Source organism: Pseudomonas cichorii (assembly GCF_015471405.1).
Taxonomy (GTDB): Bacteria; Pseudomonadota; Gammaproteobacteria; order Pseudomonadales; family Pseudomonadaceae; genus Aquipseudomonas; species Aquipseudomonas serbiensis.
Genome location: NZ_BLVZ01000003.1, coordinates 180,563 through 204,147, shown reverse-complemented (window position 1 = coordinate 204,147; position 23,585 = coordinate 180,563). Strand labels below are relative to the sequence as shown.

22 protein-coding genes are annotated in these 23,585 nt (G+C 59.4%); 5 read left to right on the top strand and 17 right to left on the bottom strand.

Translation table 11 applies throughout. From position 1 onward, the window contains the following. Positions 1 to 12: 12 nt before the first annotated feature. From cpaB to JL015_RS04875, 7 genes are all read right to left on the bottom strand, one after another. Positions 13 to 939, bottom strand: coding sequence for a Flp pilus assembly protein CpaB (gene cpaB / locus JL015_RS04905; RefSeq protein ID WP_122320856.1), 927 nt, complete (start codon positions 937 to 939; stop codon positions 13 to 15). 20 nt (positions 940 to 959) lie between these two features. Then, the gene (locus JL015_RS04900) at positions 960 to 1,517 is read right to left on the bottom strand and encodes an A24 family peptidase (RefSeq protein WP_201017660.1); all 558 of its coding nucleotides are present in this window, start codon (positions 1,515 to 1,517) and stop codon (positions 960 to 962) included. Between the two features lie 24 nt (positions 1,518 to 1,541). Continuing rightward, entirely contained in the window at positions 1,542 to 1,742 is a 201-nt protein-coding gene (locus JL015_RS04895) for a Flp family type IVb pilin (protein ID WP_201002965.1), read from the bottom strand. A gap of 134 nt (positions 1,743 to 1,876) precedes the next feature. After that, positions 1,877 to 3,256, bottom strand: coding sequence for a sensor histidine kinase (locus tag JL015_RS04890; protein WP_201017659.1), 1,380 nt, complete (start codon positions 3,254 to 3,256; stop codon positions 1,877 to 1,879). Next, complete coding sequence (locus tag JL015_RS04885) at positions 3,243 to 3,908, bottom strand: response regulator transcription factor (protein WP_025259684.1); 666 nt, start codon at positions 3,906 to 3,908, stop codon at positions 3,243 to 3,245. The genes JL015_RS04890 and JL015_RS04885 overlap by 14 nt, the downstream gene beginning before the upstream one ends. A 207-nt stretch (positions 3,909 to 4,115) precedes the next feature. After that, on the bottom strand, positions 4,116 to 6,074 hold the full coding sequence (locus JL015_RS04880; protein ID WP_201017658.1) for a DNA topoisomerase III: 1,959 nt from the start codon (positions 6,072 to 6,074) through the stop codon (positions 4,116 to 4,118). A gap of 158 nt (positions 6,075 to 6,232) precedes the next feature. Next, complete coding sequence (locus tag JL015_RS04875; RefSeq protein WP_201017657.1) at positions 6,233 to 6,721, bottom strand: ArsR/SmtB family transcription factor; 489 nt, start codon at positions 6,719 to 6,721, stop codon at positions 6,233 to 6,235. A 15-nt stretch (positions 6,722 to 6,736) separates the two neighbouring features. Here JL015_RS04875 and JL015_RS04870 point away from each other — a divergent pair, with 15 nt between their 5' ends. Next, on the top strand, positions 6,737 to 7,483 hold the full coding sequence (locus JL015_RS04870; protein WP_201017656.1) for a glucose 1-dehydrogenase: 747 nt from the start codon (positions 6,737 to 6,739) through the stop codon (positions 7,481 to 7,483). Positions 7,484 to 7,603: 120 nt separating this feature from the next. Here JL015_RS04870 and nirD read toward each other — a convergent pair whose 3' ends face one another. Both nirD and nirB read right to left on the bottom strand, forming a co-directional pair. Beyond that, positions 7,604 to 7,984 carry a nitrite reductase small subunit NirD gene (gene nirD / locus JL015_RS04865; protein ID WP_201017655.1) on the bottom strand — a complete coding sequence of 127 codons (381 nt, stop codon included), beginning with the start codon at positions 7,982 to 7,984 and terminating at the stop codon, positions 7,604 to 7,606. Beyond that, positions 7,984 to 10,542 carry a nitrite reductase large subunit NirB gene (gene nirB, locus JL015_RS04860; RefSeq protein ID WP_201017654.1) on the bottom strand — a complete coding sequence of 853 codons (2,559 nt, stop codon included), beginning with the start codon at positions 10,540 to 10,542 and terminating at the stop codon, positions 7,984 to 7,986. Before nirB ends, nirD begins: the two co-directional genes overlap by 1 nt. 437 nt (positions 10,543 to 10,979) lie before the next feature. Here nirB and JL015_RS04855 point away from each other — a divergent pair, with 437 nt between their 5' ends. Both JL015_RS04855 and JL015_RS04850 read left to right on the top strand, forming a co-directional pair. Beyond that, entirely contained in the window at positions 10,980 to 11,474 is a 495-nt protein-coding gene (locus tag JL015_RS04855; protein WP_201017653.1) for a GNAT family N-acetyltransferase, read from the top strand. A 60-nt stretch (positions 11,475 to 11,534) separates the two neighbouring features. Further along, the gene (locus JL015_RS04850; RefSeq protein ID WP_201017652.1) at positions 11,535 to 12,446 is read left to right on the top strand and encodes a LysR family transcriptional regulator; all 912 of its coding nucleotides are present in this window, start codon (positions 11,535 to 11,537) and stop codon (positions 12,444 to 12,446) included. Here JL015_RS04850 and JL015_RS04845 read toward each other — a convergent pair. Continuing rightward, positions 12,403 to 13,344, bottom strand: a complete 942-nt coding sequence (locus JL015_RS04845; protein WP_201017651.1) for a LysR family transcriptional regulator — start codon at positions 13,342 to 13,344, stop codon at positions 12,403 to 12,405. The two genes, JL015_RS04850 and JL015_RS04845, sit on opposite strands and share 44 nt — an antisense overlap. A gap of 98 nt (positions 13,345 to 13,442) precedes the next feature. On the opposite strand from JL015_RS04845, the gene JL015_RS04840 reads away from it, so the two are divergent. Continuing rightward, on the top strand, positions 13,443 to 14,306 hold the full coding sequence (locus tag JL015_RS04840; protein ID WP_201017650.1) for an aldo/keto reductase family oxidoreductase: 864 nt from the start codon (positions 13,443 to 13,445) through the stop codon (positions 14,304 to 14,306). A gap of 77 nt (positions 14,307 to 14,383) precedes the next feature. On the opposite strand, the gene JL015_RS04835 is transcribed toward JL015_RS04840, so the two are convergent. From JL015_RS04835 to JL015_RS04820, 4 genes are all read right to left on the bottom strand, one after another. Beyond that, on the bottom strand, positions 14,384 to 15,637 hold the full coding sequence (locus tag JL015_RS04835; RefSeq protein ID WP_201017649.1) for an OprD family porin: 1,254 nt from the start codon (positions 15,635 to 15,637) through the stop codon (positions 14,384 to 14,386). Positions 15,638 to 15,726: 89 nt separating this feature from the next. Continuing rightward, positions 15,727 to 17,031: a CitMHS family transporter gene (locus tag JL015_RS04830; RefSeq protein WP_201017648.1), complete on the bottom strand. Its 1,305-nt coding sequence runs from the start codon at positions 17,029 to 17,031 to the stop codon at positions 15,727 to 15,729. A 117-nt stretch (positions 17,032 to 17,148) separates the two neighbouring features. Further along, positions 17,149 to 18,459 carry a dicarboxylate/amino acid:cation symporter gene (locus tag JL015_RS04825; protein ID WP_201017647.1) on the bottom strand — a complete coding sequence of 437 codons (1,311 nt, stop codon included), beginning with the start codon at positions 18,457 to 18,459 and terminating at the stop codon, positions 17,149 to 17,151. 75 nt (positions 18,460 to 18,534) lie between these two features. Further along, entirely contained in the window at positions 18,535 to 19,617 is a 1,083-nt protein-coding gene (locus JL015_RS04820) for a 4-oxalomesaconate tautomerase (RefSeq protein ID WP_201017646.1), read from the bottom strand. Between the two features lie 167 nt (positions 19,618 to 19,784). Between JL015_RS04820 and JL015_RS04815 the strand changes: the two genes are divergently transcribed. Continuing rightward, positions 19,785 to 20,675 carry a LysR family transcriptional regulator gene (locus tag JL015_RS04815; RefSeq protein ID WP_027901660.1) on the top strand — a complete coding sequence of 297 codons (891 nt, stop codon included), beginning with the start codon at positions 19,785 to 19,787 and terminating at the stop codon, positions 20,673 to 20,675. 64 nt (positions 20,676 to 20,739) lie between these two features. Here the strand turns inward: JL015_RS04815 and JL015_RS04810 are convergent, their stop codons facing one another. Genes JL015_RS04810 through JL015_RS04800 form a run of 3 tightly spaced genes read right to left on the bottom strand, consistent with a single transcriptional unit; the run spans position 20,740 to position 23,560 of the window. Further along, positions 20,740 to 21,531 carry an ABC transporter ATP-binding protein gene (locus JL015_RS04810; protein WP_201017645.1) on the bottom strand — a complete coding sequence of 264 codons (792 nt, stop codon included), beginning with the start codon at positions 21,529 to 21,531 and terminating at the stop codon, positions 20,740 to 20,742. Then, the gene (locus tag JL015_RS04805) at positions 21,528 to 22,550 is read right to left on the bottom strand and encodes a FecCD family ABC transporter permease (RefSeq protein WP_201017644.1); all 1,023 of its coding nucleotides are present in this window, start codon (positions 22,548 to 22,550) and stop codon (positions 21,528 to 21,530) included. The genes JL015_RS04810 and JL015_RS04805 overlap by 4 nt, the downstream gene beginning before the upstream one ends. Further along, positions 22,547 to 23,560 carry an ABC transporter substrate-binding protein gene (locus JL015_RS04800; RefSeq protein ID WP_201017643.1) on the bottom strand — a complete coding sequence of 338 codons (1,014 nt, stop codon included), beginning with the start codon at positions 23,558 to 23,560 and terminating at the stop codon, positions 22,547 to 22,549. The genes JL015_RS04805 and JL015_RS04800 overlap by 4 nt, the downstream gene beginning before the upstream one ends. Positions 23,561 to 23,585: the final 25 nt, after the last annotated feature.

The following is a 23,585-nucleotide window of genomic DNA, read 5'->3' as shown; positions in this document are numbered from 1 at the left end:
AGACGCAACTGATCAGTGTTTCGCCAGGTCCAGAACTTCGGTGGCCTTGCCCCTGAAGAGCTGCACAGTGGTGGCCGGCCCGGATTTACCCGCGCTTTTCTGCGAGGGATAAATGCTGGTGGTCTTGTTCAGGGTGGTGACTTCACCGCTGGTCAGCAGCTCGTCTTCGGTCTGCTCGACCGATGAGCGGATGGCCAGTTGCAGGTTGCCGATCTCCTTGGCGACTGCCAGTTGCTCGGCCGCCGACGGCGCGACTTCCAGAGTCACGGTTTCAAAGCTCTGGCGGCTGCTGGTGTTCTTGGCGTTGGGCGTGGTTTCCAGATCCCGGCGTACATTCAGGTCGCTGCGGGTGCTGTTATTCATTGCCAGCACGCGGATATCGTGAAGGATGGTCTGGGCGGCCAGAAACGGCGCGGCATTGGCGGTGGCGTCTGGCGCCTGGGTTTCCTGTTCGCGCTTGAGGCTCAGGATCACATCCACGCGATCACCGGCGGCCACCAGGCCGAAGTTGCTCTCCACTGCGCTGGTCGGCACGGATACGGCGCGCATGCCGGGCTTGATGACCGAGGCCAGAAAGCCTGGTTCGCCGGGGCGCACGACCACGCTGCTGGTCAGTGGCTGGCCGGCTTCGACCGGTTGACGCACAGTGGCGCCCAGCAAGGAGTCCTGCTTGTCCTGGCCTTCGATGAAATACAGGGAGCGCGTCATTTGTGCGGTTGCCGGTTGCCAGTCCAGGCTGCCTGCATCGATGAAGTCGCCCGGTTGCAGGTTGCGTGAAGCGACCAGCACCTGGCGAGTGGCTTCCTTGGGGGCGGCAGGTTGAACCTGTGCCTTGACTTCAGGTGGCTTTGGCGGTGCCAGCAAAGCCCGTGCGAGCAGAGCGGAGCCACTGGCGAGGACAATGGCCCCAGTCAGCAGAATGAGCGAATTCTTTTTCATCGAGTACGGCTACTGTGGGTTCAGGTGTGGATGGGAAACAGCAAGGTGAACAGCGCACCTGCTGCGATGGCCAGGCCGTAGGGAATACCTGCGGGGCGTTGAGCGTCATAGATGATCGGTACCGCGATAGCGTCTTGCGGCATGCGCCGGATCAGCCACATCACGCCCCTTGCAAGAGCGGCTTCGAGCATTTCCAGCGTGGGCAGCACCAGCGCCAGGATGCCGCCAGCCAGCGAGGTGATGATCAGGAAGGTGATCAGGTCTTCGCTGCCGATCCACAGGCTCAGCACGGTCATCAGCTTGACGTCGCCGCCGCCGACCCGTTCGATCATGTAGAGGCCATAACCGACCAGCAGGACCAGCGCTGCGCCTGCCGTAGACCAGCCCATGGCGGAAATGACCTGCCAGACCCCCAGACCTGCAAAAGGGCCGACATTCAGGGGCGCCAGCAGCGGCAATGCCAGCCATCCCGCCAGCAATGCCAGCACCAGTCGGTTATGGATCTTGCGATACAGCAGGTCCGTGACCACGACCCAGCACAAGGCGGGTAACAGCAGAACGACGACAAGGCTGGTCATGGACGGGAATCCTGCGGGGTAACGTCAGTTGCTGCCGGTGCTGTTGTTGGTGGACCTGATCTGGTCGGCGATGCCACCGAAACGCTCCTTGAGCGCGCCGATGAACTGGCCGTCGGAGCCGAAGATGTAGCCGATGGCTGCGGCCATGGAAGCCGCCAGAATGCCGTATTCAATGGCGGTCACGCCGCTTTCGTCGCGAAGGAATTTCTTGAAGGAGTTGAGCATGGCGCAAGCCTGTGTGAGATGTCGGAAAAGGGAATCCCGACCGCAGTGAACAGCGGTCGAGGACGGTTCAATAAGGTGAAACGATACTAAGATTTATTCTCATTAAGCGGCAAGGCGGGGATCATTAAGAAGCCTTAAGGAATCGCCCGGCTCAACTGCAATTCGACACGCAGGCCGGGCTGGTTGTCGCTCAGCCGCAGGGAGCCGCCATGCAGTTCACTGATGGCCTTGACGAGTGTCAGGCCGAGCCCGTTGCCGGGAATGTCGCCGGAGGTATGCAGGCGATGGAAGCGTTCCACCACCTGTTCCGTTGCAGAAGCCGGAATGCCTTCGCCGTGATCCGCCACGCCAAGGGTGGCGAAGAGAGGGCGATGCCGGGCAAAGAGCGTGATCGTGGAGTTGCGCGGCGCATATTTCAGTGCGTTGTCCACCAGATTGGCCATGGCCTGGAACAGCAGGGCGCGGTCGCCCCAGATCCGGCAGCCGGGGTCTATGTTCAGCACCAGTGGCGAGTTGCGCTCATCGGCCAGGGGCAAGTAGTACTCGCGCAGATCGTTGAGCAGATCCTGAGCCGGAAACTCCTCGAAAAGATGGGCGCAACGCCCGGTTTCCACTTCCCCGACCCGCATCACTGCGCGAAACAGGCTCTGGATACGTTCGCTTTCATCAGCGGCCAACCACAGGGCTTCGCGCACATCGCCAGTGGCGATTTCGGCTGCGCTGACCAGACGATTCTGCAATCGCGTCAGCGGCGTGCGCAGTTCGTGGGCGATATGGCTGGTCACGCCCTTGACCTCGGCCATCAGCTTGTTGATCCGCTCCAGATTGCGATAGATCTCGGTGGCCAGCCGGTCCAGCTCGTCGCCGCTGCGGTCATGGGGCGGAAAGGCCTGATGATCGCCACTGGCAAAGCGTTTCAGCGCGTCATGAATACGTTCTATGCGGTACAGCTTGCGCAGGCTGTAACGCAGGCTGAAGATCAGGCTGCCCAATAGCACCAGAAACAGGCCGGCACCGGCCATCAGCGGAATGATCTGGGTGCGCTCCAGCATCGGTTGCAGGTCGTAGGCGCTGAAATAGCGGCCGCCGTCGCGAAGCTCGATCACCAGCCCCATGATCTGCCGCTCTTTGTTACGAATGTTTCGCCAGTTATCCGGGCAGCGTGCCGCGATGCAGTCCATGACTTCGTGCATCGTCGCATCGCCGGTCAGGACCTTGCCCTGTGGGTCCAGCAGCAGCGAATGACGCTCGCTGCGCCGGTCATAGAGGTCCCGCTGCCTGAGCAGTTCGGCAACCTGATGGCTGCTGCGGCTCTGGGTCAGTTCATGCATGGTGCGCACGTCGGCGAGGATCATTTCCCGCACGTGGCTGCGCATGACGCTTTCAAGCACGCAACCACTGCCGATGACCGACAGCAAGGCCACCAGCAGACAGGCAAATGCCATGGTGGCGGCTTGTTGAAAATTGCTGGTTTCAAGGATGTGGCGCAGCTCGAAACGACTAGCCGAGTTCATAGCCGATTGCACGAATGGTCCTCAGCAGGCTGCGTTCAAAACCCTTGTCGATCTTGGTCCGCAGTTTGGAGATATGGACGTCGATCAGGTTGGTCTGCGGGTCGAAGTGATACCCCCAGACCTTTTCCAGCAGCATGGTGCGGGTGACCGTCTGGCCCGGGTGCTCGGCCAGCACTTGCAGCAGGCGGAACTCCTTGTCGGTCAGGTCGATATTGCGCCCGGCCCGACATGCACTGCGCTGGCCCAGATCGATGCGTAAATCTTCTATGTAGATCACTTCTTCCATAGCGGTTTGATTGTGCCGGCGAGCCAGCACCTCCAGGCGCAACAGCAGTTCGGTGAAGTCGAAAGGCTTGCCCAGATAGTCGTCCGCACCGGCACGCAGACCTTCGACACGGTCACTGGTCTGGTCGTTTGCCGACAGGATCAGCACGGGAGGGCGGGAGCGGCCATGGAGCCTGTTAAGCAGTTCGATGCCATCCATCCTGGGCAGCATGCGGTCCAGCACCACAACGTCGAACGCTTCCTGGGTGAGGATCTCCAGCGCGCCCTCACCGTCATGGGTCAACTTGCAGTTATGGCCGAACGCATGGAGTTTGCTGCCAAGCCAGTGGCTGACCGATATGTCGTCTTCTACCACTAATACACGCATGGTGGTCCCGCTCCCTTCTTCTGGTGGCAGTCATCTTCAAACGGAAAGCCAGATTGTAACAATTAAGATTCATTAATGTTAGTAAATGCTAATCATTATCATTATTGTGCTATCAATACGGCATTGATGTATAGGGGGGAAAGTGAAAAGCAGGGGCAAGCTGCAAGCGATAAGCTGCAAGTTGTAAGCGGCGAGATACAAATGGGGTCAGGCTTTCTTTGTTGCTCTTGGCGGGCGTTTGCCTTTGCTTGCAGTGGTTCCGGCTGCCTTGCGCGTGCCGGTCTTGCGTTTCTTCTTCCAGGGCGCGGCGCCACCTGCCGGGCTGGCCGGGCCGCTGATGGTCAGGCGCAGGCCGACGCAGCGGGTGACTTGCTTGCTCATCCAGGCTGCTTGCTTGGCAACGAACTCTTCAAGACTCATTTCACCGCTTTGCACCATATCCAGCGCCTGCTCCCAGATGGCGGTGGTGCCGGGGTCGGCGATGGCGCGAGGGACGGCATCGATCAGGCTGAACGCTGCGGCAGTGGCAGACAAGGCCTTGCCTTGCTTGATCAGATAACCCCGGTCGAGCAGCCCCTGGATGATACCGGCGCGGGTGGCTTCGGTACCGATCCCGGTGGTGTCCTTGAGCTTCTGCTTGAGCAGCGGATCTTCCACCAGCCTGGCGACATTCTTCATGGCCTTGATCAGGTCGCCTTCGGTGAAGGGCTTGGGCGGCTGGGTCCACAGGTCCTTGAGGATGACATCGTTCACCGGGCAGTCGCAGCCCTGAAACAGCGTGGGAAGGTTTTGCGGGGCAGGGGCTTCGCGACCTTTGGCCGGGGCCAGCGCTTCGGGCATGGCACGTTTCCAGCCCGGTTCGATGATCTGCTTGCCGATGGCGCGCAAGGCCTGCCCGGCGCAGTCGAAGTCGGCCTGGGTCCGGTCGTATTCGTGGTTGGGCAGGAACTGCGCCAGATAGCGCGCGCGGATCAGGGTGTAGACCGCTCGCGGCTTGCCTGTCAGGCGCTCGATGCCTCGGGCGGCAGCGGTGGGGATGATGCCGTGGTGGGCGCTGACCTTGGCGTCGTTCCAGGCCCGTGAGCGGCGTTGCGGGTCCAGATGCCTGAGCAGTTCGCTCAGCGCAGGATCGGATTTGCCCAGCGCGGCGATGATGCCCGCCGCTTCGCCATGCTGGCTCATGGGCAGATAACCGCAATCGCTGCGCGGGTAGGTGATGACCTTGTGGGTTTCATACAGGGCCTGGGCGATATCCAGGGTTTCCTGAGCGCCAAGGCCGAGTTTTTTCGAGCAGATTTCCTGCAAGGTGCCCAGGTCGAAAGGCAAGGGCGCAGCCTCGCGAATCCGTTCGGTACGCAGTTTTACGACCCTGGCGCTGGCGGCATTGCGAATCGCCTCTGAGGCCTGTTGCGCCAGTGGCTGGTTCAGGCAGCGGTCCTGATCGTCACAGGCATCCGAAGGCGCTCGCCACTGGGCAATGAATGCCTGGCCGTCATGCAGCAGTCTGACGTCGATGGCCCAGTAAGGCACGGGCACGAAGTCGGCGATACTGCGGTCGCGATCCACGACCAGCCGCAGGGTTGGCGTCTGCACGCGACCCACCGGCAGCACGCCCTGATACCCGGACTGGCGACCGAGCAGGGTGAACAGACGGCTCATGTTCATGCCGATCAGCCAGTCGGCGCGGGAGCGGCCAAGTGCCGAATGATAAAGGCTGAAGGTATCGGCACCGGGCTTGAGGGACGCCAGCGCCTTGCGGATCGAAGCGTCGTCCAGTGCCGACAGCCACAAGCGCTGGATCGGGCCACGATAGCGGCAATGTTCTACCAGTTCGCGGGCAATCATCTCGCCTTCCCGGTCGGCGTCGGTGGCGATGATCAGTTCTCGGGCTTCACCCAGCAGGCGTTTTACGGCCTTGAACTGGCTGGCGGTACGGGGTTTGACCAGCATTTTCCATTTGTCCGGGACAATCGGCAGGTCTTCCAGCACCCAGCGTTTGTAACGGGCATCGTAGGCATCCGGTGGCGCGGTTTCCAGCAGGTGACCGATGCACCAGGTCACGGTGGCGTTGGGGCCTGTCCAGCAACCGTCTCCACGCCGGGTCGCGCCGAGGACGGCGGCGATATCTTTGGCCTGTGAGGGTTTTTCGCAGAGAAACAGCCGCATAACCACCGCTTGCATTGACGGGTTTTGAATGCGGTAAGGATGAACACTGAAAGCGTTGTGAGCAAGGTTTATCTGTATGGATATACAGATAAACCTTGTAGGCTCTAGACGAAATGTATCTACGCATCGGTGATGCTGCGTTGAAAAACAGGTCGGTGCTATTCGTCCGCCCCGGAAGGGTCGTTAACGATAACCGAGGCGTAAGCGTTGATAATCGCTGCAACCAGGCCCGGGAATCGCGCATCAACTTCGGCAAAACGCGAGTGGTTTCTCATCTCCACCCCATGGCGCTCACTACGGATCAATCCTGCTTCACGTAACACTCTGAAATGGGTGGACAGAGATGATTTCGGGATGACCCGATCACCCAGTCTGGCTACAACCGAGCAGGCTTTGACACTACCCGAAGTCAGGATCCTGGCCAGAATCGCTGCCCGGTTCGGATCAGACAGCGCATGGAGGATGGCTTGGGGTTGAACGTCCTCAATCGCAGGATGAAATATGGGTCTCATGGTCGCTTCACTTCTTGCTTGACCTGTAATCCTATAGTTCCTAATATCGGAACTAAGGAACCAATTGCTCTCTGACTCAGGAAAAGCATCGGTTCCGGTCTCAGTCTCAATTAATTTAATGTCGAAATTTAGCATGAAAAGGTATGAATCATGAAGAAACTGGCAGGTAAAGTAGCCGTTGTGACGGGGGCCTCAAAGGGGATTGGTGCCGGTATAGCCAAGGCTTTAGCGCAGGACGGCGCAGCAGTAGTGGTCAATTACGCATCGAGTCGCGAAGGCGCAGATGCGGTTGTCGACGCCATCAAATCATCTGGCGGCCACGCTATCGCGTTGAAGGCTGATGTTTCCATAGCGGCAGAGGCTCAAGCATTGATCGAGGCCGCTATAACGAATTTCGGCCGGCTGGATATTCTGGTCAACAACTCGGGCGTCTTTGATGTTGCTCCGGTCGAACACGTAACCGAGGAGCAGTATCGTCGCCTCTTTGACATCAACGTGCTTGGGGTAGTACTTACCACTCAAGCTGCCATCAAGCATCTTGGGGAGGGTGCAAGCGTTATCAACATTTCGTCATCAATTACCAGCCTGCGTACGCCTGGTACCTCGATCTATACAGCGAGCAAGGCCGCTGTCAATGCAATATCTGGCGTGCTTGCCAAGGAGCTTGCGCCACGAAACGTGCGGGTTAACGTCGTCAGCCCAGGCTTCGTGGTGACCGAAGGTACTACAGCCGCTGGCATCGTTGGCTCTGAGATGGCTGCGGGCATCATATCTCTGACTCCACTCGGTCGTTCTGGTACACCAGAAGATATTGCTCGTGTTGTGGCATTTCTAGCGTCCGATGATGCGCGCTTTGTAACGGGCGAAGAAATTACGGCCAGTGGTGGCCTACGCTGAACGCCCGTAATACTGCATGAGTTTTCGTTTGAAGCCTGGTGTGGTATTTCACAGCGACCACAGAAGAATCAGCCATACCCTTCTTGTGAAATAACACGCCAAGACTTGCCCTGAGATGGCCTAAACCGCGATTTCCACCTGTTCGCCATTCAGCCGTACCTGCCAGACTTCAAGTTGTTGCTCCGGGTATTCCACGCACGTGCCGTTGTGCAGACGAAAGTGCTGCTTGTACAGCGGCGATGCGATGACCAGTTCCCCGCCAATCTGCCCTATGAGGCCGCGGCCGATGACGTTGGCACCGGATTTGGGGTCGCGATTCTCTATGGCGTAAAGCTTTTCGCCTTCGCTGGTTTCAGGCAGGTAGAACAGCGCGACCTGTGCGCCATCGAGCCAGGCGACTACGCCGGAGTTGGCCACCAGATCCCGGCGCGAGCACAGGGTCTGCCATTGAGTGTGCGTGGCGGATGTTTTTTCGGCATAGGCCACATTGGACTGGCTCATCAGACCACCTCCTTGAACGGGATAAGGGCGATTTCTTCAGGTTTTGCAGGGCGGCGTTGCTCACGTTCCTTGACGAAGTGGACATCCGGGTCGCTGCGCTTGTCGTTGACGAAGGTGCGGAAGCGCTTGAGCTTTTCCGGGTCCTTGAGGGCGTTGGCCCATTCGCATTCATAGCGGTCGACCACCAGTTGCATCTGCGCTTCCAGCTCTTCGGCCAGCCCCAGGCTGTCGTCGATGATCACGGCCTTGAGGTAATCCAGGCCGCCTTCCAGCGACTCGCGCCAGACCGAGGTGCGTTGCAGCTTGTCGGCGGTGCGGATGTAGAGCATCAGGAAGCGGTCGATGTAACGAATGAGGGTTTCGTCATCCAGATCGGTGGCGAACAGTTCTGCATGGCGCGGACGCATGCCGCCGTTGCCGCTGACATAGAGGTTCCAGCCGTTTTCGGTGGCGATGACCCCCACATCCTTGCTTTGTGCTTCCGCGCATTCACGGGTGCAGCCGGAAACGGCGAACTTGAGTTTGTGCGGCGAGCGCAGGCCCTTGTAGCGGTCTTCGATGCGCAAGGCCATGGCCACGCTGTCCTGCACGCCATAGCGGCACCAGGTACTGCCCACGCAGGATTTCACCGTCCGCGTCGACTTGCCGTAGGCATGGCCGGTCTCGAAGCCGGCTTCGATCAGCTCGCTCCAGATATCCGGCAATTCGTGCAACTGCGCGCCAAACAGGTCGATACGCTGGCCGCCGGTGATCTTGGTGTACAGGTCGTATTTCTTGGCTACGGCGCCGATGGCAATCAGGCCGTCCGGTGTGATCTCTCCACCGGGAATACGGGGCACGACCGAGTAGGTGCCGTTTTTCTGCATGTTGGCCATGAAGGTGTCATTGGTGTCTTGCAGTGGCACCAGCGAAGGCTCGGTAATCTGCCGGTTCCAGCAGGACGCGAGGATCGAGCCCACTGCCGGTTTGCAGATGTCGCAGCCATGGGCGCCCTTGCCGTGGCGGGTCAGCAGTTCCTCGAAGGTTTCGATGCCTTCGACGCGGACCATCGAATACAGCTCCTGACGGGTGTAGGCGAAGTGTTCGCACAGGCTCTTGTCGACGCTGACGCCACGGGCGATCAGCTCATGCTCGAACACCTGCTTGAGCAAGGCTGCGCAGCCACCACAACCGGTGCAGGCCTTGGTCTGAGTCTTGATGCCGGCCAGATCGGTACAGCCTGCATCGATGGCCGAGCAGATCGAGCCCTTGCTGACGTTATGGCAGGAACAGATGGTCGCCGTGGCGGGCAGGGCATCGGCCCCCAGGGTCGGCGCGCCTTCGCCACGGGGCAGGATCAGGCTGGACGGGTCGGCGGGCAGGGGAATGCCGTTCTGCGCGTATTGCAGCAGGGTGTCGTAATAACTGTTGTCGCCCACCAGCACCGCTCCCAGCACTTGCTTGCCATCGGCCGACACCACCAGACGGCGATAGCTGGAAGTGGCTTCATCGATAAAGCGATAGCTGACCGCACCCGCCAGTGCGCCATGGGCATCGCCAATCGAACCGACGTCCACGCCCAGCAGTTTGAGTTTGGTGGACATGTCGGCACCGAAGAAAGGATCGGCTTCCTTGTCGCAAAGCTGTGCTGCAACGCTACGGGCCATCTGATAGCCCGGTGCAACCAGACCGAAGACGCTGCCATTCCAGGCGGCGCACTCGCCAATTGCATAAATATCCGCATCGCTGGTGCGGCAGTGTTCATCGATGGCAATACCGCCACGAGGGCCGAGTTCCAGTTCACACTGGCGAGCCAGCGCATCCTGCGGGCGGATACCGGCAGAGAACACGATCAGATCGGTTTCCAGGAATTCGTCGTTGGCGAAGTTCATGCGATAGCGATACTGCTTGCCGTCGCTGATCGACTGCGTGGCGCGGGACAGATGCACGCCAACGCCCATAGCCTCGATCCGGGCCTTGAGGGCCGCGCCGCCAAGATCGTCCAGTTGCACCGGCATCAGACGCGGGGCGAACTCCACCACATGGGCTTCAAGCCCCAGGGATTTCAGGGCGTTTGCCGCTTCCAGCCCCAACAGGCCGCCACCCACGACTACACCGCGACGCGCCTTGCTGGCGGCGTAACGAATGGTGTCCAGGTCTTCGAGGGTGCGGTAGACCAGACGTGAGTCGCCTTGCGCACCTTCGATTGGCGGCACGAACGGGAACGAGCCCGTGGCCATGATCAGCTTGTCATAAGTGAAGCAGCCTTCAGCGGTGATGATCTCGCGACGATCCCGGTCGATCTCCAGCACTGGAACACCCAGGTGCAGGGTCAGCCCGGCTTGCTGATAGAGGGCCGCATCGCTCATGGCCAGGGATTCGGCATCGCGGCCGGTGAAGTATTCGGAAAGATGCACGCGGTCGTAGGCACGCTGGCGTTCTTCGCCGAAGACATGAATGCGATAGCGATCAAGGGCGCCGCCTGCGATCAACTGCTCGACGCAATGATGACCGACCATGCCATTGCCGACGACGATAAGGGTCTGTACATCGCTGAAGGGTAAGACTGTGGTGTTCATAGCAAGTCCCGGCCGAGGCCAATCAGGTTTTTCAAAGCCAAAAAAAAGGCGCCCGGAACCTTTCGGTTCCAGGCGCCTTTGCCTGTTATTCATCAAGTGTTTTGGGTGTCATCGGGCGACGTTGCCGGATGCACCGCCCGACCACATTCATGGTGGGGTTATCGGAGACTATGCAGGGGGTGTGCCAGCTTGCCCGAAGGCCTGTTTTCAAGGGGGTATGGCTGGATAGAGCGGCGCAGGTCCGCTTTGCATTGGTGCGTCATGGGGCGGCAATGCTGTAAATCTGTGCATGAATACCCGGTAGGAGCGAATTTATTCGCGAAGATTATTCCAGACATATAGAGATGAATTGGATGTACCGGCCTCTCGCGAATGAATTCGCTCCTACCCGGTTTTGTGTTGTATTACCCTGCGTTACCCCAGCCAGGTCAGTTGTAATGAACATCACCATCACTGAAGTCCAGCCTGCCGACATTCCCCGCGCCATCGACTTTGTCATGGCGGCCCGCGCTGAAATATTTCCCATGCTCGATGCCAGCACCGTTCCGGCTGATCTGGCCGACTTTGAACAGGTCTATCTGGACGCGAAGGACGGAAAGTTCCTGATCGCCTGCTGCGAAGGCCGGATCATCGCAGCCATCGGGTATCTGCCTTACGACCATCGCTTTGCTCAACTGGACTACGCAGGCCGCAGAACGGTGGAGATTGTGCGTCTGTTCGTCAGCCACGAATTCAGAGGTGCCGGGCTGGCAGGGCGGTTATACGAAGCGCTCAAGGTGCAGGCCGATGCCAGTGGCGTCGAAGTGTTGTATCTGCACACCCACCCGTTTCTGCCGGGCGCGATCCGCTTCTGGGAAAAGCAGGGTTTTGTGACGGTCGATGTAGAGGACGATCCGGTCTGGCAGACAACGCATATGCATTGTCTGCGCTGACCGCTTTACTGGCTGGATGAGTTGTATTTAACTCGTCCATATTTCAATGGAATTGGCCAGATGCTTGATCTCAATGATGTCGCGCTCTTCGTTCAGGTCGTGCGTTACGGCAGCTTTGCCGAGGCCGCGAGGCGCATGGGGATTCCGTCCAATACGGTGAGCCGTCGCGTACAGCAGCTTGAGGCGCAATTGGGTTCCAGGCTGTTGCAGCGCTCGACGCGCAAGCTCACCCTGACTGATGCCGGGAAGACCTTTCACGAACGCTGTGCCGGTGCTGTGGATGATCTGGCCGATGCCGGTCAGGCATTGATGATGGGCAGTCAGGAATCCAGCGGGCTTATGCGTGTGGCAGTGCCTGCCGACTTCTTCGATGTCTTTCAGATGGAATGGGTCGCCGAATTCATGGCGTTGTACCCCAAGATGCGGCTCGAATTCGTACTCAGTGATGACAAGGCTGACCTGATTGCCGATCAGATCGATGTTGCGTTTCGGGGTGGGCCGCTCAACGATCTGGGTTATGTCAGTCGGCAGATTCTAGGTACCAGCAGCAGTGGACTCGTGGCCAGCCCTGCTTATATCGCCGAGCATGGCCAACCCGAAACCTTGCAGGATGTGGCTGGGTTTGACTGCGTAGGCTTTTCCCATCCCAGCGGTTTTGCCACATGGCGCCTCGACGGGCCTGACGGTGTTGAAGAAGAGGTTCAGGTGACCTGCCGGTTCATCGGCAATACTGCGCAATCACTGCGCAAGGCCTCAATGGCCGGGCTTGGCATAACCTTGCTTCCCAGCACGCTTACCCACGCGGATCTGCAGGCTGGCCGGCTTGTATCGGTACTCCCGCAATACCAGCGCGCAGGCCTCAGCCTGAATGCACTTTACCCGAGTCGCAAACATCTTCCCGTTGCGGTGTCGGCGTTCATGGAGTTGGTCAAGGAGAAAATAGGCCAGATTTTCTGCTGTCAGGCCGGGTGAGGTTCTGCTCTTTGACAAAGTCCACAAATGCCCTGAGCGGGGAAGGCAGGTAGCGGCGACCGGGATAGTAGAGATAAGGCCCGGAAAACTCCTGCCACCAGGTTTCCATCACCGGTTCCAGTGCTCCACTTTGCAGATGCGGTTGAATCCACTCCTCGAAAAGATAAATGATGCCCAGGCCATCGATTGCCGCCTGGACCGCCAGGTCGTAAGCCCCTCCAGCCCTGACCAGCAAAGGGCCAGTGGGGTCTACGCAAACGGTTTCGCCATCACGTTCGTACTCCCAGAGCGGCATGGCGCCACTGGCGAATTTACCCCGTATGCATGAGTGTTGCAGAAGGTCTTGCGGATGCTCTGGGCGACCATGGGCCTTGAGATAGGCGGGTGACGCTGCTGTCGCCATGCGCTGGAGTCTCGGGCCGATGGGGATGGCAATCATGTCTTTTTCAAGACGTTCATCGTAACGAATCCCGGCGTCACAACCTTCCTTGAGCATGTCGACAAAGCTTTCTTCGATGACCACTTCCAGGCGGATGTCGGGGCAGGCTTGCAGAAAGGGCGTGATGATTGCGGGCAGTACCAGTCTGGCCGCGCTGGCAGGTACGTTCAGCTTCAGGGTGCCGGAAGGGCCGTCGCGGAAGTCATTCACCACATCCAGGGATGTCTCGACCTCGGCAAGGGCTGGAACGATCCGCTCCATCAAGCGCGCACCCGCCTCGGTGGGCATTACGCTGCGCGTAGTGCGATTGAGCAGACGCACGCCGAGCCTTGCTTCGATGCGCCGCACGGCATCGCTGAGGCTGGAGGCGGATTTGCCGCTGGCCCTGGCTCCCTCACGAAAGCCTCCGGCTTTTACGACAATCACATAGGACAGCAAGTCCTGGATATCTGCGGGCACTGTTCTCTCCGGCGTACAACCTGTGCGGATTGCACTGTATTATCAGTGGAGTCGTCAATGCCTATAGTGGCCTGAACACATTTCCCGAGGTGGACGACATGAGCAATGCACGCAAGGCAGGTTCTTTCTTGTTGGGCGACCGTACGGTCAATCGCATGGGCTATGGCGCGATGCAATTGGCCGGTCCCAATGTCTTCGGCCCACCCAAAGACCCGAAAGCGGCAGTGGCTGTTTTGCAGGAAGCACTGGCATCGGGTGTCAACCATATCGATACCGCGGACTTCTACGGCCCGCATGTGACCAACCAGTTGATCCGCGAAGCCTTGCAGCCATACCCGGACAATCTGGTGATCGTGACCAAGGTCGGCGCCCTGCGCGGTGCAGATGGTTCATGGAACCCGGCACCGAGCCCTGCCGAACTGACCCGCGCGGTGCATGACAACTTGCGCAACCTGGGGCGCGATGTGCTGGATGTTGTGAACCTGCGGGCCTGGGGCAGCCAGCAGGCTCCCGAAGAGGGGCCGATCGAGGAGGCGTTCACGACTCTGGCCGAATTGCAGCAACAAGGGTTGATTCGTCATCTGGGCCTAAGCAATGTCACGGCGTCGCAGATCAAACAGGCTCAAGGAATCGCCAGGGTTGTCTGTGTGCAGAACCATTACAACCTGTCTCACCGGGCAGATGAACAGCTTATCCAAGAGCTGAGCCAGCAAGGCATTGCCTACGTGCCGTTCTTTCCCCTCGGTGGCTTCAGCCCGTTGCAATCGACAACCCTGTCTTGCGTCGCGACTCGCCTGGGTGCCTCGCCTCTGAACGTGGCGCTGGCCTGGCTGCTGCAACGCTCGCCCAATATCCTGCTGATTCCGGGGACCTCTTCGGTTGCGCACCTGCGCGAAAACCTCTCTGCCAGTGAGCTGGTGATCGAGCCGGATCTGCTGGCCGAGCTTGAAGAGTTGGCATGAGCCCTTTACGAGACTTTATATAAAGAGCAGGCGAGTGATGGTCAGCTACAAAACCTCACTCGCCGACCGGTATCCGGTCACCAGAGTGCAATCTCATAGGTAATGTAGATCCGGTTGCTGTCACGCCCCCGTGCGTAATCCGAGCGGTAGACATAGTTGCGCAGCTTCATGCCCAGCCCTTTGAAGGTCCCGCCTTGCAGCACATAGGCCAGTTCGGCATCGCGCTCCCACTCGTGCAGCCTTGCCGAGCCGGACTTGCCATTGTCGCCACTCAGATATTTGGTCGTAAACGACAGGCCCGGTATGCCAACCCGTGAAAAGTCGTAGCTATAACCGAGCATCCAGGTCTTTTCATCTTCTTCGATGAATTTGCCGATCCCGACATTGGTGAATGAGTACACGGTTGCGCCGCTTATATAAGGCAGGCCTGCATCCCCGCTCAGTGTCTGGTAACCGCCGCTGAAGCTGTGCCCGGCCAGAGCGTAGGTCAGTTGCCCGCTGAGCATGTCGTTATCGATCTTGCCATCTCGCGCCGCGCCGGCATCCACGCTATGGAAATAACGCAGATCGCTGGTCAGCACGCCTTTGCCAATCGGCAGGTCGTGCTGGATCGAGGCGAAGTTCTGGCGGTAGAAGTCCTCAAGCTCACCATGGAAATAGCTGAGGCGAATGTTCTTGCCGAGCTTGTAGTCCCCGCCGATATAAGAGAAGTCCGAGCCTTTGCCAGTAAAGCCGTCGGGAATGATCGAGCGGCTGTCCGAAGAGTCGCGCAACTTGAATTGATCCAGATGGCCGCCGGTGAGGGTCAGGTTGTCGATGTCGTTGCTGGTGAACTGGGTGCCCTGATAAGTCTGTGGCAGCAGGCGAGCGTCGTTGTAAATCAGCACCGGGTTTTTGGGCAGCAACGAGCCGTATTTGACGGTGGTCTTGGCCAGACGCATTTTTGCGGCTGCGCCCAGGCTGGCAAACTCATCCGCCGCACGTCCGTCGCCATGCACCGGCAGCAATCCGGTGCCGCTACGGCCCTTGCCCGAGTCGAGCTTTACGCCCATCAGCCCGAGTGCATCGAGGCCAAAACCCAGAGTCCCCTGAGTAAAACCGGACTGATAGTCGAGCAGGAAGCCTTGTGCCCACTCGGTACGCTCGCTTTTGGCTGTGCTCGCCGCACGGGCGCTCAGGCCGTTCTCGTCCCGGAAGTTTTCATTGAAGTAGACGTTGCGCAGTTGCAGCTTCAGCTTGCTGTCTTCAATGAAACCCGCAGCGCCGACACTGGCGCAGGGCAGGGCTCCCAACACGGAAAAAAGGGCTCCACGCTTGAAAAACATACTCATGCTCAATACTCGTTGTTGTTATTGGAGGTGCAGTGATCCGCAGGTCCTTTTCAGGACCCGTGAGTAGTCGTGTTACGGAGTGGGTGACGTCAGACGAACAGCGTCAGGGCTCCGGTCAGCAGAGCCAGGGCCGTGACCACAAGGGAGGTCAGCACCGCCCATTTCAAGGTGGCTTTCTGGAACTCACCGATGTCGCGGTCGATCATGCCGACCAGCAAGAGGGTCGAGGCCACCAGCGGGCTCATCAGATGTACCGGCTGGCCCAGAATCGAAGCCCTGGCAATTTCCAGCGGGCTGATGCCATAGGCGGCTGCGGCATTGGCAAGGATCGGTACCACGCCGAAGTAATAAGCGTCGTTGGACAGCACAAAGGTCAGCGGCATGCTGGTCAGGGCGACGACCAGCGGGAACAGATGCCCCCATTGCGGTGGAATCCAGTCCACCAGGGTCTGCGCCAGGGCGTCGACCATCTTGGTGCCGGAGAAGATCCCGGCGAAAACCCCGGCGGCGAAGACCAGCAGCACCACGGTCATGGCATTGCCGGAGTGGGCCAGGATGCGTTCTTTCTGAATATCCAGTTGCGGGTAGTTGATCATCAGCGCGACGACGAAACCGATCAGGAACAGCACGGCCGAGTGCATCAGGCCCGTTACCAGCGCAATCATCACGGCAATGACCAGCGCCAGATTGACGTAGGCCAGTTTGGGGCGTTTGTGCGGCGTATTGCCCAGTATTTCGTCGATGTAGCAATCACCGCCGCCGCTCTGCAACTGCACGTTGCCTATGCGTTTGCGCTCGGCGCGGCCCAGCAGAAAGGCCGTGAACACCACCCAGGCAGCACCGCCGATCATGGTGGGCAGCAACGGAATGAAATACTCGCCGGCATCCAGGCCCAGCGCGGCAATGGCTCGGGTTGCAGGGCCGCCCCATGGCGTCATGCCGCTCATGATGCTCAGGGAAAGCATCGATATGATGCCGAGGATCATCGGGTTCATGCCAATGCGCTTGTACAGCGGCAGCATGGCTGCGCAGGTAATCATGTAAGTGGTCGTGCCATCACCGTCGAGGGCGACAGTCAGTGACAAGAGCGCGGTGCCCACCGCGATCTTCATCGGGTCGCCATTGACCCGCTTGAGGATCTTGCGGATCAGCGGGTCGAACAGGCCCGAATCGATCATCAGGCCAAAGAACAGGATGGCGAACAACAGGAGGGCCGCGGAGGGCGCGACCATTTTCAGGCCGTCGAGCATCATTTTGCCGGTGGTGCCGCCAAAGCCGCCAATGATTGCGAAAACGATGGGTACCAGAGTCAGCGCGACAATCGGAGACAAGCGTTTGGACATGATCAGGTAGGTGAACACCACGACCATGGCCAGGCCAAGAAAGGCAAGCATATGGATATTCTCTTGTTGTTATTCATGGGCAAGCGAATGCCGCCGGGCCTGCAGGGCATCGCATGAACGATGCCTTGCCTGCTCGAATGGATATCGATTGATTTGTGTATGTGTGTGTCAGGTGCGCTCGGCTGCCTGCGCAGTGCTGTCCCATTGCGGGGTGTCAGGCGTGGCGGCGATGGCTTTCCCGTCGAGGCGTTGCATGAGTGCCTGGCGGTCACATGCGTTTTCCGACAGGGAGATCACCACCGTCGCGACGGCGTTACTGGCCAGACTGGTCAGCGCCCGGGCTTCGGACATGAAGCGGTCGATACCGATCAGCAATGCCAGGCCTGCTAGCGGAATATCGTGGATGACGGTAAGGGTCGATGCCAGGGCGACAAAGCCGCTGCCGGTCACACCCGCCGCGCCCTTGGATGACAGCAACATGATTGCCAGCATGGTCAGGGTCTGCGTCATGCTCAGTTCGATATTGCACGCCTGGGCAATGAAAATGGCGGCCAGGGAAAGATAGATCGCTGTGCCGTCCAGGTTGAAGGAGTAACCCGTTGGCAGTACCAGGCCGACGACGCCTTTCTTGCAGCCCAGGGCTTGAAGTTTCTCCAGCATGCGCGGCATGACAGGCTCGGTTGAGGATGTGCCAAGCACCACCAGAAACTCTTCGCGAAAGTAGCGCAGCAGTTTCCAGAGGCTGAAGCCGTGAGCGCGGCAGATTCCGCCCAGTACTACAAACACGAAGAAGCCGCAGGCGATGTACAAGGTCATGATGAGCTTGGCCAGCGAGCCCAGAGACGTAATGCCGTACTGGCCCACGGTAAATGCCAGGGCACCAAAGGCACCGATCGGAGCGAAGCGCATCAGGTACGAGAAGATCTTGAAGACCATGTGCGATGCCGATTCCAGCACATTGAGCACCGGCTTGCCACGCTCGCCCAGCGACGACAGGGCGAACCCGGACAACACGGCGATAAACAGCACCGGCAATACTTCACCCTTGTTGAACGCGCCGATGAAGGTGTCCGGGATGATGTGCATGAAAAAGTCCACGACACCCAGTTTCGCGGCGGAGTCGGTGTACTGGCTCAGTCCGGCAGTGCTGAGTTTTGCCGGGTCAATGTTCATGCCGACGCCTGGCTTGATCACATAGACCGCGATCAGGCCGATGAGCAGGCTGACCACCGTCAGGGCGAGGAACAGCAGCATGGTCTTGCTCATCAGGCGCCCGAGAGAGCGCTTGTCGCTCATGCCGGCAATGCCGGTGACGATGGTGCAGAACACCACCGGCGCGATCATCATTTTGATCAGCTTGATGAACGCATCGCCCAGAGGTTTCAGGGCGATGGCTTGTTGAGCCCAGAAGTGACCGACCAGAACCCCGAGGATCACGGCGCAGATAATCTGAAAGTAGAGCGATTTAGCGATTTTCATGTTGCATCACCCATTATTGGAGTTGTTCTGATGCGGTACTCGATGTCAGGCAGAGCACGATGCAGCTGTAAAACGTCAGCCCGCCAGCAGTTGCGCGGCCGGGGCATAGACCTCGCCGGAGAACAGGCGACGTGCCGTGCGAACCACCGAAGCGCGGATGGTTTGCCCGTTTTCTCCGACATAGGCCAGTGCGACCTGGATCGAACCGCTTGGGTGCTCGATTCGTACTTCTTGCAGGCGCGTGGCCCCGGTATTACCCAGCAAGCGGGCAACAACGGTGTCTTCGCTGACGCAGGCGGTGGCCAGGCCGATAGAGCCGGTAATCGCCAGGGCCTTATGACAGTTATGCGGCATGAAGTAGCGAACCTTGAGGGTGCCACCGGCGTCGGGCAGCGAAACCAGTACGGGTTTGGGAATCACTTTGTCGCTCACATCTCCCAGCCCCATGGCCATTCCCGCGCGCAAGCGTAAAGCTTCGAGCCTGCGCAGGAAATCCTTGTCGGCATCCAGTTCGGCGGGCGTTTCATCGCCACGCTTGCCCAGCAGGGACGCTTCGATGATGACCATGGGCATGGCCATGTCGATACAGGTCACCGGCACGCCGTCGAAGATGTCAGTCTGTTGGCCGGTGGGGAACAGCTTGCCGGTCTTGCTGCCGGCCGCGTCCAGAAAAGTCAGTTGCACAGGCGCTGCCGTACCGGGTACACCGTCGATGCGGGTCTGGCCTTCGTAGCTGACCTGACCGCCGGGTGTGTAAACATCGGCGCAGACGAAGGTGCCGGTGTTGAGGTTGCGAATCCGCACCTGAGTGACGTCGCCGCTCGCCTCGACCAGACCCTGCTCCACCGCAAACGGCCCTACAGCGCAGAGCATGTTGCCGCAATTGGGCGCAGTATCGACGCGGCGCTGGGAAACCATGACCTGCACGAACAGGTAATCCACGTCGGCATCTTCATGAGTCGACGGGCTGACGATTGCCACTTTGCTGGTCTGCGGGCTGCCGCCACCGATGCCGTCGATTTCCAGCTCATGGCCAGAGCCCATGAGAGCCAGCAGCAGTTCGTCGCGCTCGGCGGTCGAAGAGGGTAAATCACTGGCGAGAAAGACCGGCCCTTTGGAAGTGCCGCCGCGCATCAGGACGCAGGGAATCGGTTGCATGATTTCGGACTCTTGTTGATCAATTGGGGTAATTGATGTGTTGAAAGCAAGAGTCCCATGGATTTTTAAGCGTATCCAATGCAAAGATCGTAGCTATTATTCCACTTTGGTAAATAATAACTCGCTGGTCTTGAAGGCCCATCGCAATCCACCAAAAGGAAAATAATGTGGAATATGAGCTGCAAGATATTCGATCGTTCGTGAAAATCGCTGAACTTGGCAGCTTCCATGAAGCCGCTGAAGTGCTGCATATTTCCCAGCCAGCGCTCACCCGGCGAATCAAGAAGCTGGAGCAGGGTCTGGGCACCTCATTGCTGGATCGCACCACTCGCCGGGTCAGCCTGACCAGTGTCGGCCGCGATTTTTTCCCCAAGGCGCGACGGCTTCTGGATGATTTCGAGGACTCGATTCTCAATATCAGGGAGCTGGCAGAGCGCCAGATTGGCCAGGTGACTCTTGCCTGTATTCCCACGGCCGCTTTCTACTTTCTGCCTTCCGTGATCCGCCTGTACAACGAGCGTTACCCCAAGATCCGCATCCGCCTGCTGGACCTCAGTGCCAACGAAGGGCTGGAAGCCGTGTTGCGAGGGGAGGCGGATTTCGGCATCAACATGATGAGCGGGCAACACCCGGATATCGAGTTCGTGCCGCTGGTCAAAGAGCCTTTCGTGCTCGCCTGTCGGCGCGATCATGAACTGGCAAAGCGGGAGTCGGTTTCCTGGATCGAACTCAGTGAATATCGCCTGATCGGTGTTGGCCGCCTGAGCGGTAACCGGATGATTCTCGACCATGCGCTGGCCGGGTTGAGCTGGCGGCCAAAGTGGTTCTATGAAGTGCAGCACCTGTCGACATCGCTGGGCATGGTCGAAGCGGGGCTGGGCATATCCGCCATGCCCAGCCTGGCGATGCCGGCTGAAGGGCATCCGACCCTGGTCAGCGTTCCGCTGGTAGATCCGGTGGTTGACCGGACCCTGGGCCTGGTTTCACGGCGTGGCGCATCACTGTCGCCTGCTGCCGAAAAATTCGTGGCAATGCTGCTGGAGCAATGGCCTCAGTAAGGATTCAGCCAAGGCGCGGTTTACCCGCGTAGGAGCGAATTCATTCGCGAAGCGGTGTTCGTGGTCAGCAAGGCCGCAGACGCAGTATTCGTGCACCATCGAACGGATCGGTCAGCCAGTGGGCCCTGACGCCGAAAGTGCTATGCAAACGCTCGGGTGTCAGCACATCCACAGGCTTGCCCAGCGCAACCATCTGGCCGTTTTCCATCACTGCCACACGGTCACAATCCAGCGCCTGATTGAGGTCGTGCAGGGCAATGATGGTGGTGACAGGCAAAGACCTGATCAGCCCCAGAATCGACAGTTGATGCTGGATATCCAGATGGTTGGTCGGCTCGTCCAGTAACAGGATCTGCGGCCGTTGCGCCAGTGCCCGGGCGATATGGGTGCGCTGGCGTTCGCCGCCGGACAGGGTATGCCAGGCGCGCTTGATCAGATGCAGCATCCCGACATCCTGCAAGGCCTGGCGAACGATGGTGTCGTCGCTGTCGCTCCAGGGTTCCAGGGCCGACAGCCAAGGCGTGCGGCCCAATTCGACGGCGTCCAGTACGGTGATTGCGTCGCTGGTTTCAGCCTGTTGTTCTACTACCGCCAACAGTTGGGCGATATCGCGGCGCTTCATGCTGGCCAGTGCCTGCCCATTGAGCTGAACCTGACCGCTGGACGGCGACTGAAGGCCCGACAGCAGCTTGAGCAGTGTCGACTTCCCCGAACCGTTGGGGCCGACAATGCCAAGGGTTTCACCCGGCGCAATGCTCAGATTCACGTCCTTGAGCAAGGCCTTGTCCTTGAGCGAATAGCCAAGCCCTGAGCAATGCAGTACCGGCGTGCCGAGGATGGGCGAAAAGGCATTCATCGTGTGGTTTTCCCCCGGATAAGAATCATCGCGAAAACGGGTGCGCCGATCAGTGCGGTGATGACGCCAATCGGCAAGACCTGGCCCTTGATCAGGGTGCGGGACAGGATGTCGGCGGCAATCAGAAACAGTGCGCCGCACAAGGCGCTGAGCGGCACCAGCCGGGCATGGCGGACTCCGGCGACCATGCGCACGGCATGGGGAATCACCAGCCCGACAAAACCGATGGAGCCGACAATGGATACCATCACTGCCGTGACCAGCGCTGCCGAAGCGATCAGCACGATTTGCACGCGCCGTACCGGGATGCCGAGGGACGCTGCCGAATCGCTGCCGAAGGTGAATGCATCCAGTGCGCGCCGATGCCAAAGGCAGACCAGCAAGCCGATCAGCACCACCGGCACCGCCAGCCATACCGAATGCCAGCGCACGCCACTGAGGTTACCCAACAGCCAGAACATGATGCCTCGTGCCTGCTCGGCGCTGGCGGATTTGGTGATGAGAAACGAGGTCAGGGCATTGAAAAGCTGCGACCCGGCGATCCCGGCCAGAATGATATGCCCGGCTGCGGTCGGGCCATGGGAAGAACGGGCGAGCAGGGCGACCAGCGAGAAGGCCGCCACCGCTCCGGCGAAGGCTCCCGCCGACATGGAAATGGCTCCGGCGCCCAGGCCCAGAATCGCCACCAGCACAGCGCCCGTCGAGGCGCCGGCGGAGATGCCCAGCAGATAGGGATCGGCCAACGGATTACGCAGCAACGATTGCAGCACCACACCGGAAATCGCCAGCCCCGCGCCACAGGCCGCCGCCACGATGGAGCGGGTCAGCCGGTAGTTCCAGACAATCCCTTCATCGATGGGGTCGAGCACATAGCCGGCAGCCCACAGTTTGTTCGCCAGCACCTGGAAGACCACAGGCAGGCTGATGCTGGTTTCACCGATGGCAGCGCCCGCAACAATGGCCAGCAGTAGAACCGCTGTAACCCAGAGCGTGTGGCCGAGCGCGGTGACCAGTTTCATTGGCCGGCGTTGTAGCGATTGGCGGCTTCGGCCAGTTCTTCTATGCCAGTGAACAGCCGGATGCTGGCCTGCATGGCATCGGCATCGATGATCACGATACGGTCATGTTTGACCGCCTCCATGTTGCGGGTCACCGGGTCGGATTTAAGGAATTCGAGTTTCTTGCGGTAATCGTCGGCCGGAAAGCGACGGCGATCCATGCGCGCGATCACCAGAATGTCCGGATTGGCCTTGGCGATGGTTTCCCAGCCCACGGTCGGCCACTCTTCATCGGACTCGACGATATTGCGCATGCCCAGGTTATTGAGCATGAAGTCCGGAATGCCTTTGCGGCCTGCCACATAAGGGTCGATGTTGATATCTGCGCTGGAGAACCAGAACACTGCGGACACATCCCGCTCCTTGTTCTGTTTGACGTTGGCGACCGCATGGGCCAGACGACTGCGCAGTTCTGCAACCAGTTGCTGACCGCGATCCTGTACGTCGAATATCCGGGCCAGTTGTTCGATGCTCTTGTAGATGGTGTCGATGCGGAAGGGCTCCAGGCGCGTGCCGTCGGCACCTACCAGATTGTCCTTGCCTTCGCAGTCGGACGGCATGATGTAGGTCGGGATCTTCAAGTCATGAAACTGCTGGCGGGTGCCGACCACGCCCTGAGCGCCCACCATCCATTCAAGCTGGACGGCCACCAGCTCCGGGCGCTTGCCGATGACGGCCTCGAAACTCGGGTCGTTGTCCGCCAGGCGCTCGACCTTGTCGTTCTGCGCCTTGAAGCGCGGCAGCACATCGTTGAACCACAGCGAAGTACCCACCAGCTTGTCGCCCAGCCCCAGTTCGTAGAGCATTTCGGTCCCGGACTGGCCGATGGTCACTGCCTTGCGCGGCGCATGCTCGAACGTCAGCTTCATGCCACAGTTTTCGACAGTGAGCGGGTATTGAGTGGGAGCGGCAAGGCTCAGGGTGGACAGGCTCAGACCGGCGATGAGTGTGGCAAGGCGAGGCAGTGACATGTAATGCGATCTCCGTTTCGTACGT

Coding starts and splice junctions, on each gene's coding strand:
- cpaB (WP_122320856.1), bottom strand. CDS start 939: ATGAAAAAGAATTCGCTCATTCTGCTGACTGGGGCCATTGTCCTCGCC.
- JL015_RS04900 (WP_201017660.1), bottom strand. CDS start 1,517: ATGACCAGCCTTGTCGTCGTTCTGCTGTTACCCGCCTTGTGCTGGGTC.
- JL015_RS04895 (WP_201002965.1), bottom strand. CDS start 1,742: ATGCTCAACTCCTTCAAGAAATTCCTTCGCGACGAAAGCGGCGTGACC.
- JL015_RS04890 (WP_201017659.1), bottom strand. CDS start 3,256: ATGAACTCGGCTAGTCGTTTCGAGCTGCGCCACATCCTTGAAACCAGC.
- JL015_RS04885 (WP_025259684.1), bottom strand. CDS start 3,908: ATGCGTGTATTAGTGGTAGAAGACGACATATCGGTCAGCCACTGGCTT.
- JL015_RS04880 (WP_201017658.1), bottom strand. CDS start 6,074: ATGCGGCTGTTTCTCTGCGAAAAACCCTCACAGGCCAAAGATATCGCC.
- JL015_RS04875 (WP_201017657.1), bottom strand. CDS start 6,721: ATGCTAAATTTCGACATTAAATTAATTGAGACTGAGACCGGAACCGAT.
- JL015_RS04870 (WP_201017656.1), top strand. CDS start 6,737: ATGAAGAAACTGGCAGGTAAAGTAGCCGTTGTGACGGGGGCCTCAAAG.
- nirD (WP_201017655.1), bottom strand. CDS start 7,984: ATGAGCCAGTCCAATGTGGCCTATGCCGAAAAAACATCCGCCACGCAC.
- nirB (WP_201017654.1), bottom strand. CDS start 10,542: ATGAACACCACAGTCTTACCCTTCAGCGATGTACAGACCCTTATCGTC.
- JL015_RS04855 (WP_201017653.1), top strand. CDS start 10,980: ATGAACATCACCATCACTGAAGTCCAGCCTGCCGACATTCCCCGCGCC.
- JL015_RS04850 (WP_201017652.1), top strand. CDS start 11,535: ATGCTTGATCTCAATGATGTCGCGCTCTTCGTTCAGGTCGTGCGTTAC.
- JL015_RS04840 (WP_201017650.1), top strand. CDS start 13,443: ATGAGCAATGCACGCAAGGCAGGTTCTTTCTTGTTGGGCGACCGTACG.
- JL015_RS04835 (WP_201017649.1), bottom strand. CDS start 15,637: ATGAGTATGTTTTTCAAGCGTGGAGCCCTTTTTTCCGTGTTGGGAGCC.
- JL015_RS04830 (WP_201017648.1), bottom strand. CDS start 17,031: ATGCTTGCCTTTCTTGGCCTGGCCATGGTCGTGGTGTTCACCTACCTG.
- JL015_RS04825 (WP_201017647.1), bottom strand. CDS start 18,459: ATGAAAATCGCTAAATCGCTCTACTTTCAGATTATCTGCGCCGTGATC.
- JL015_RS04820 (WP_201017646.1), bottom strand. CDS start 19,617: ATGCAACCGATTCCCTGCGTCCTGATGCGCGGCGGCACTTCCAAAGGG.
- JL015_RS04810 (WP_201017645.1), bottom strand. CDS start 21,531: ATGAATGCCTTTTCGCCCATCCTCGGCACGCCGGTACTGCATTGCTCA.
- JL015_RS04805 (WP_201017644.1), bottom strand. CDS start 22,550: ATGAAACTGGTCACCGCGCTCGGCCACACGCTCTGGGTTACAGCGGTT.
- JL015_RS04800 (WP_201017643.1), bottom strand. CDS start 23,560: ATGTCACTGCCTCGCCTTGCCACACTCATCGCCGGTCTGAGCCTGTCC.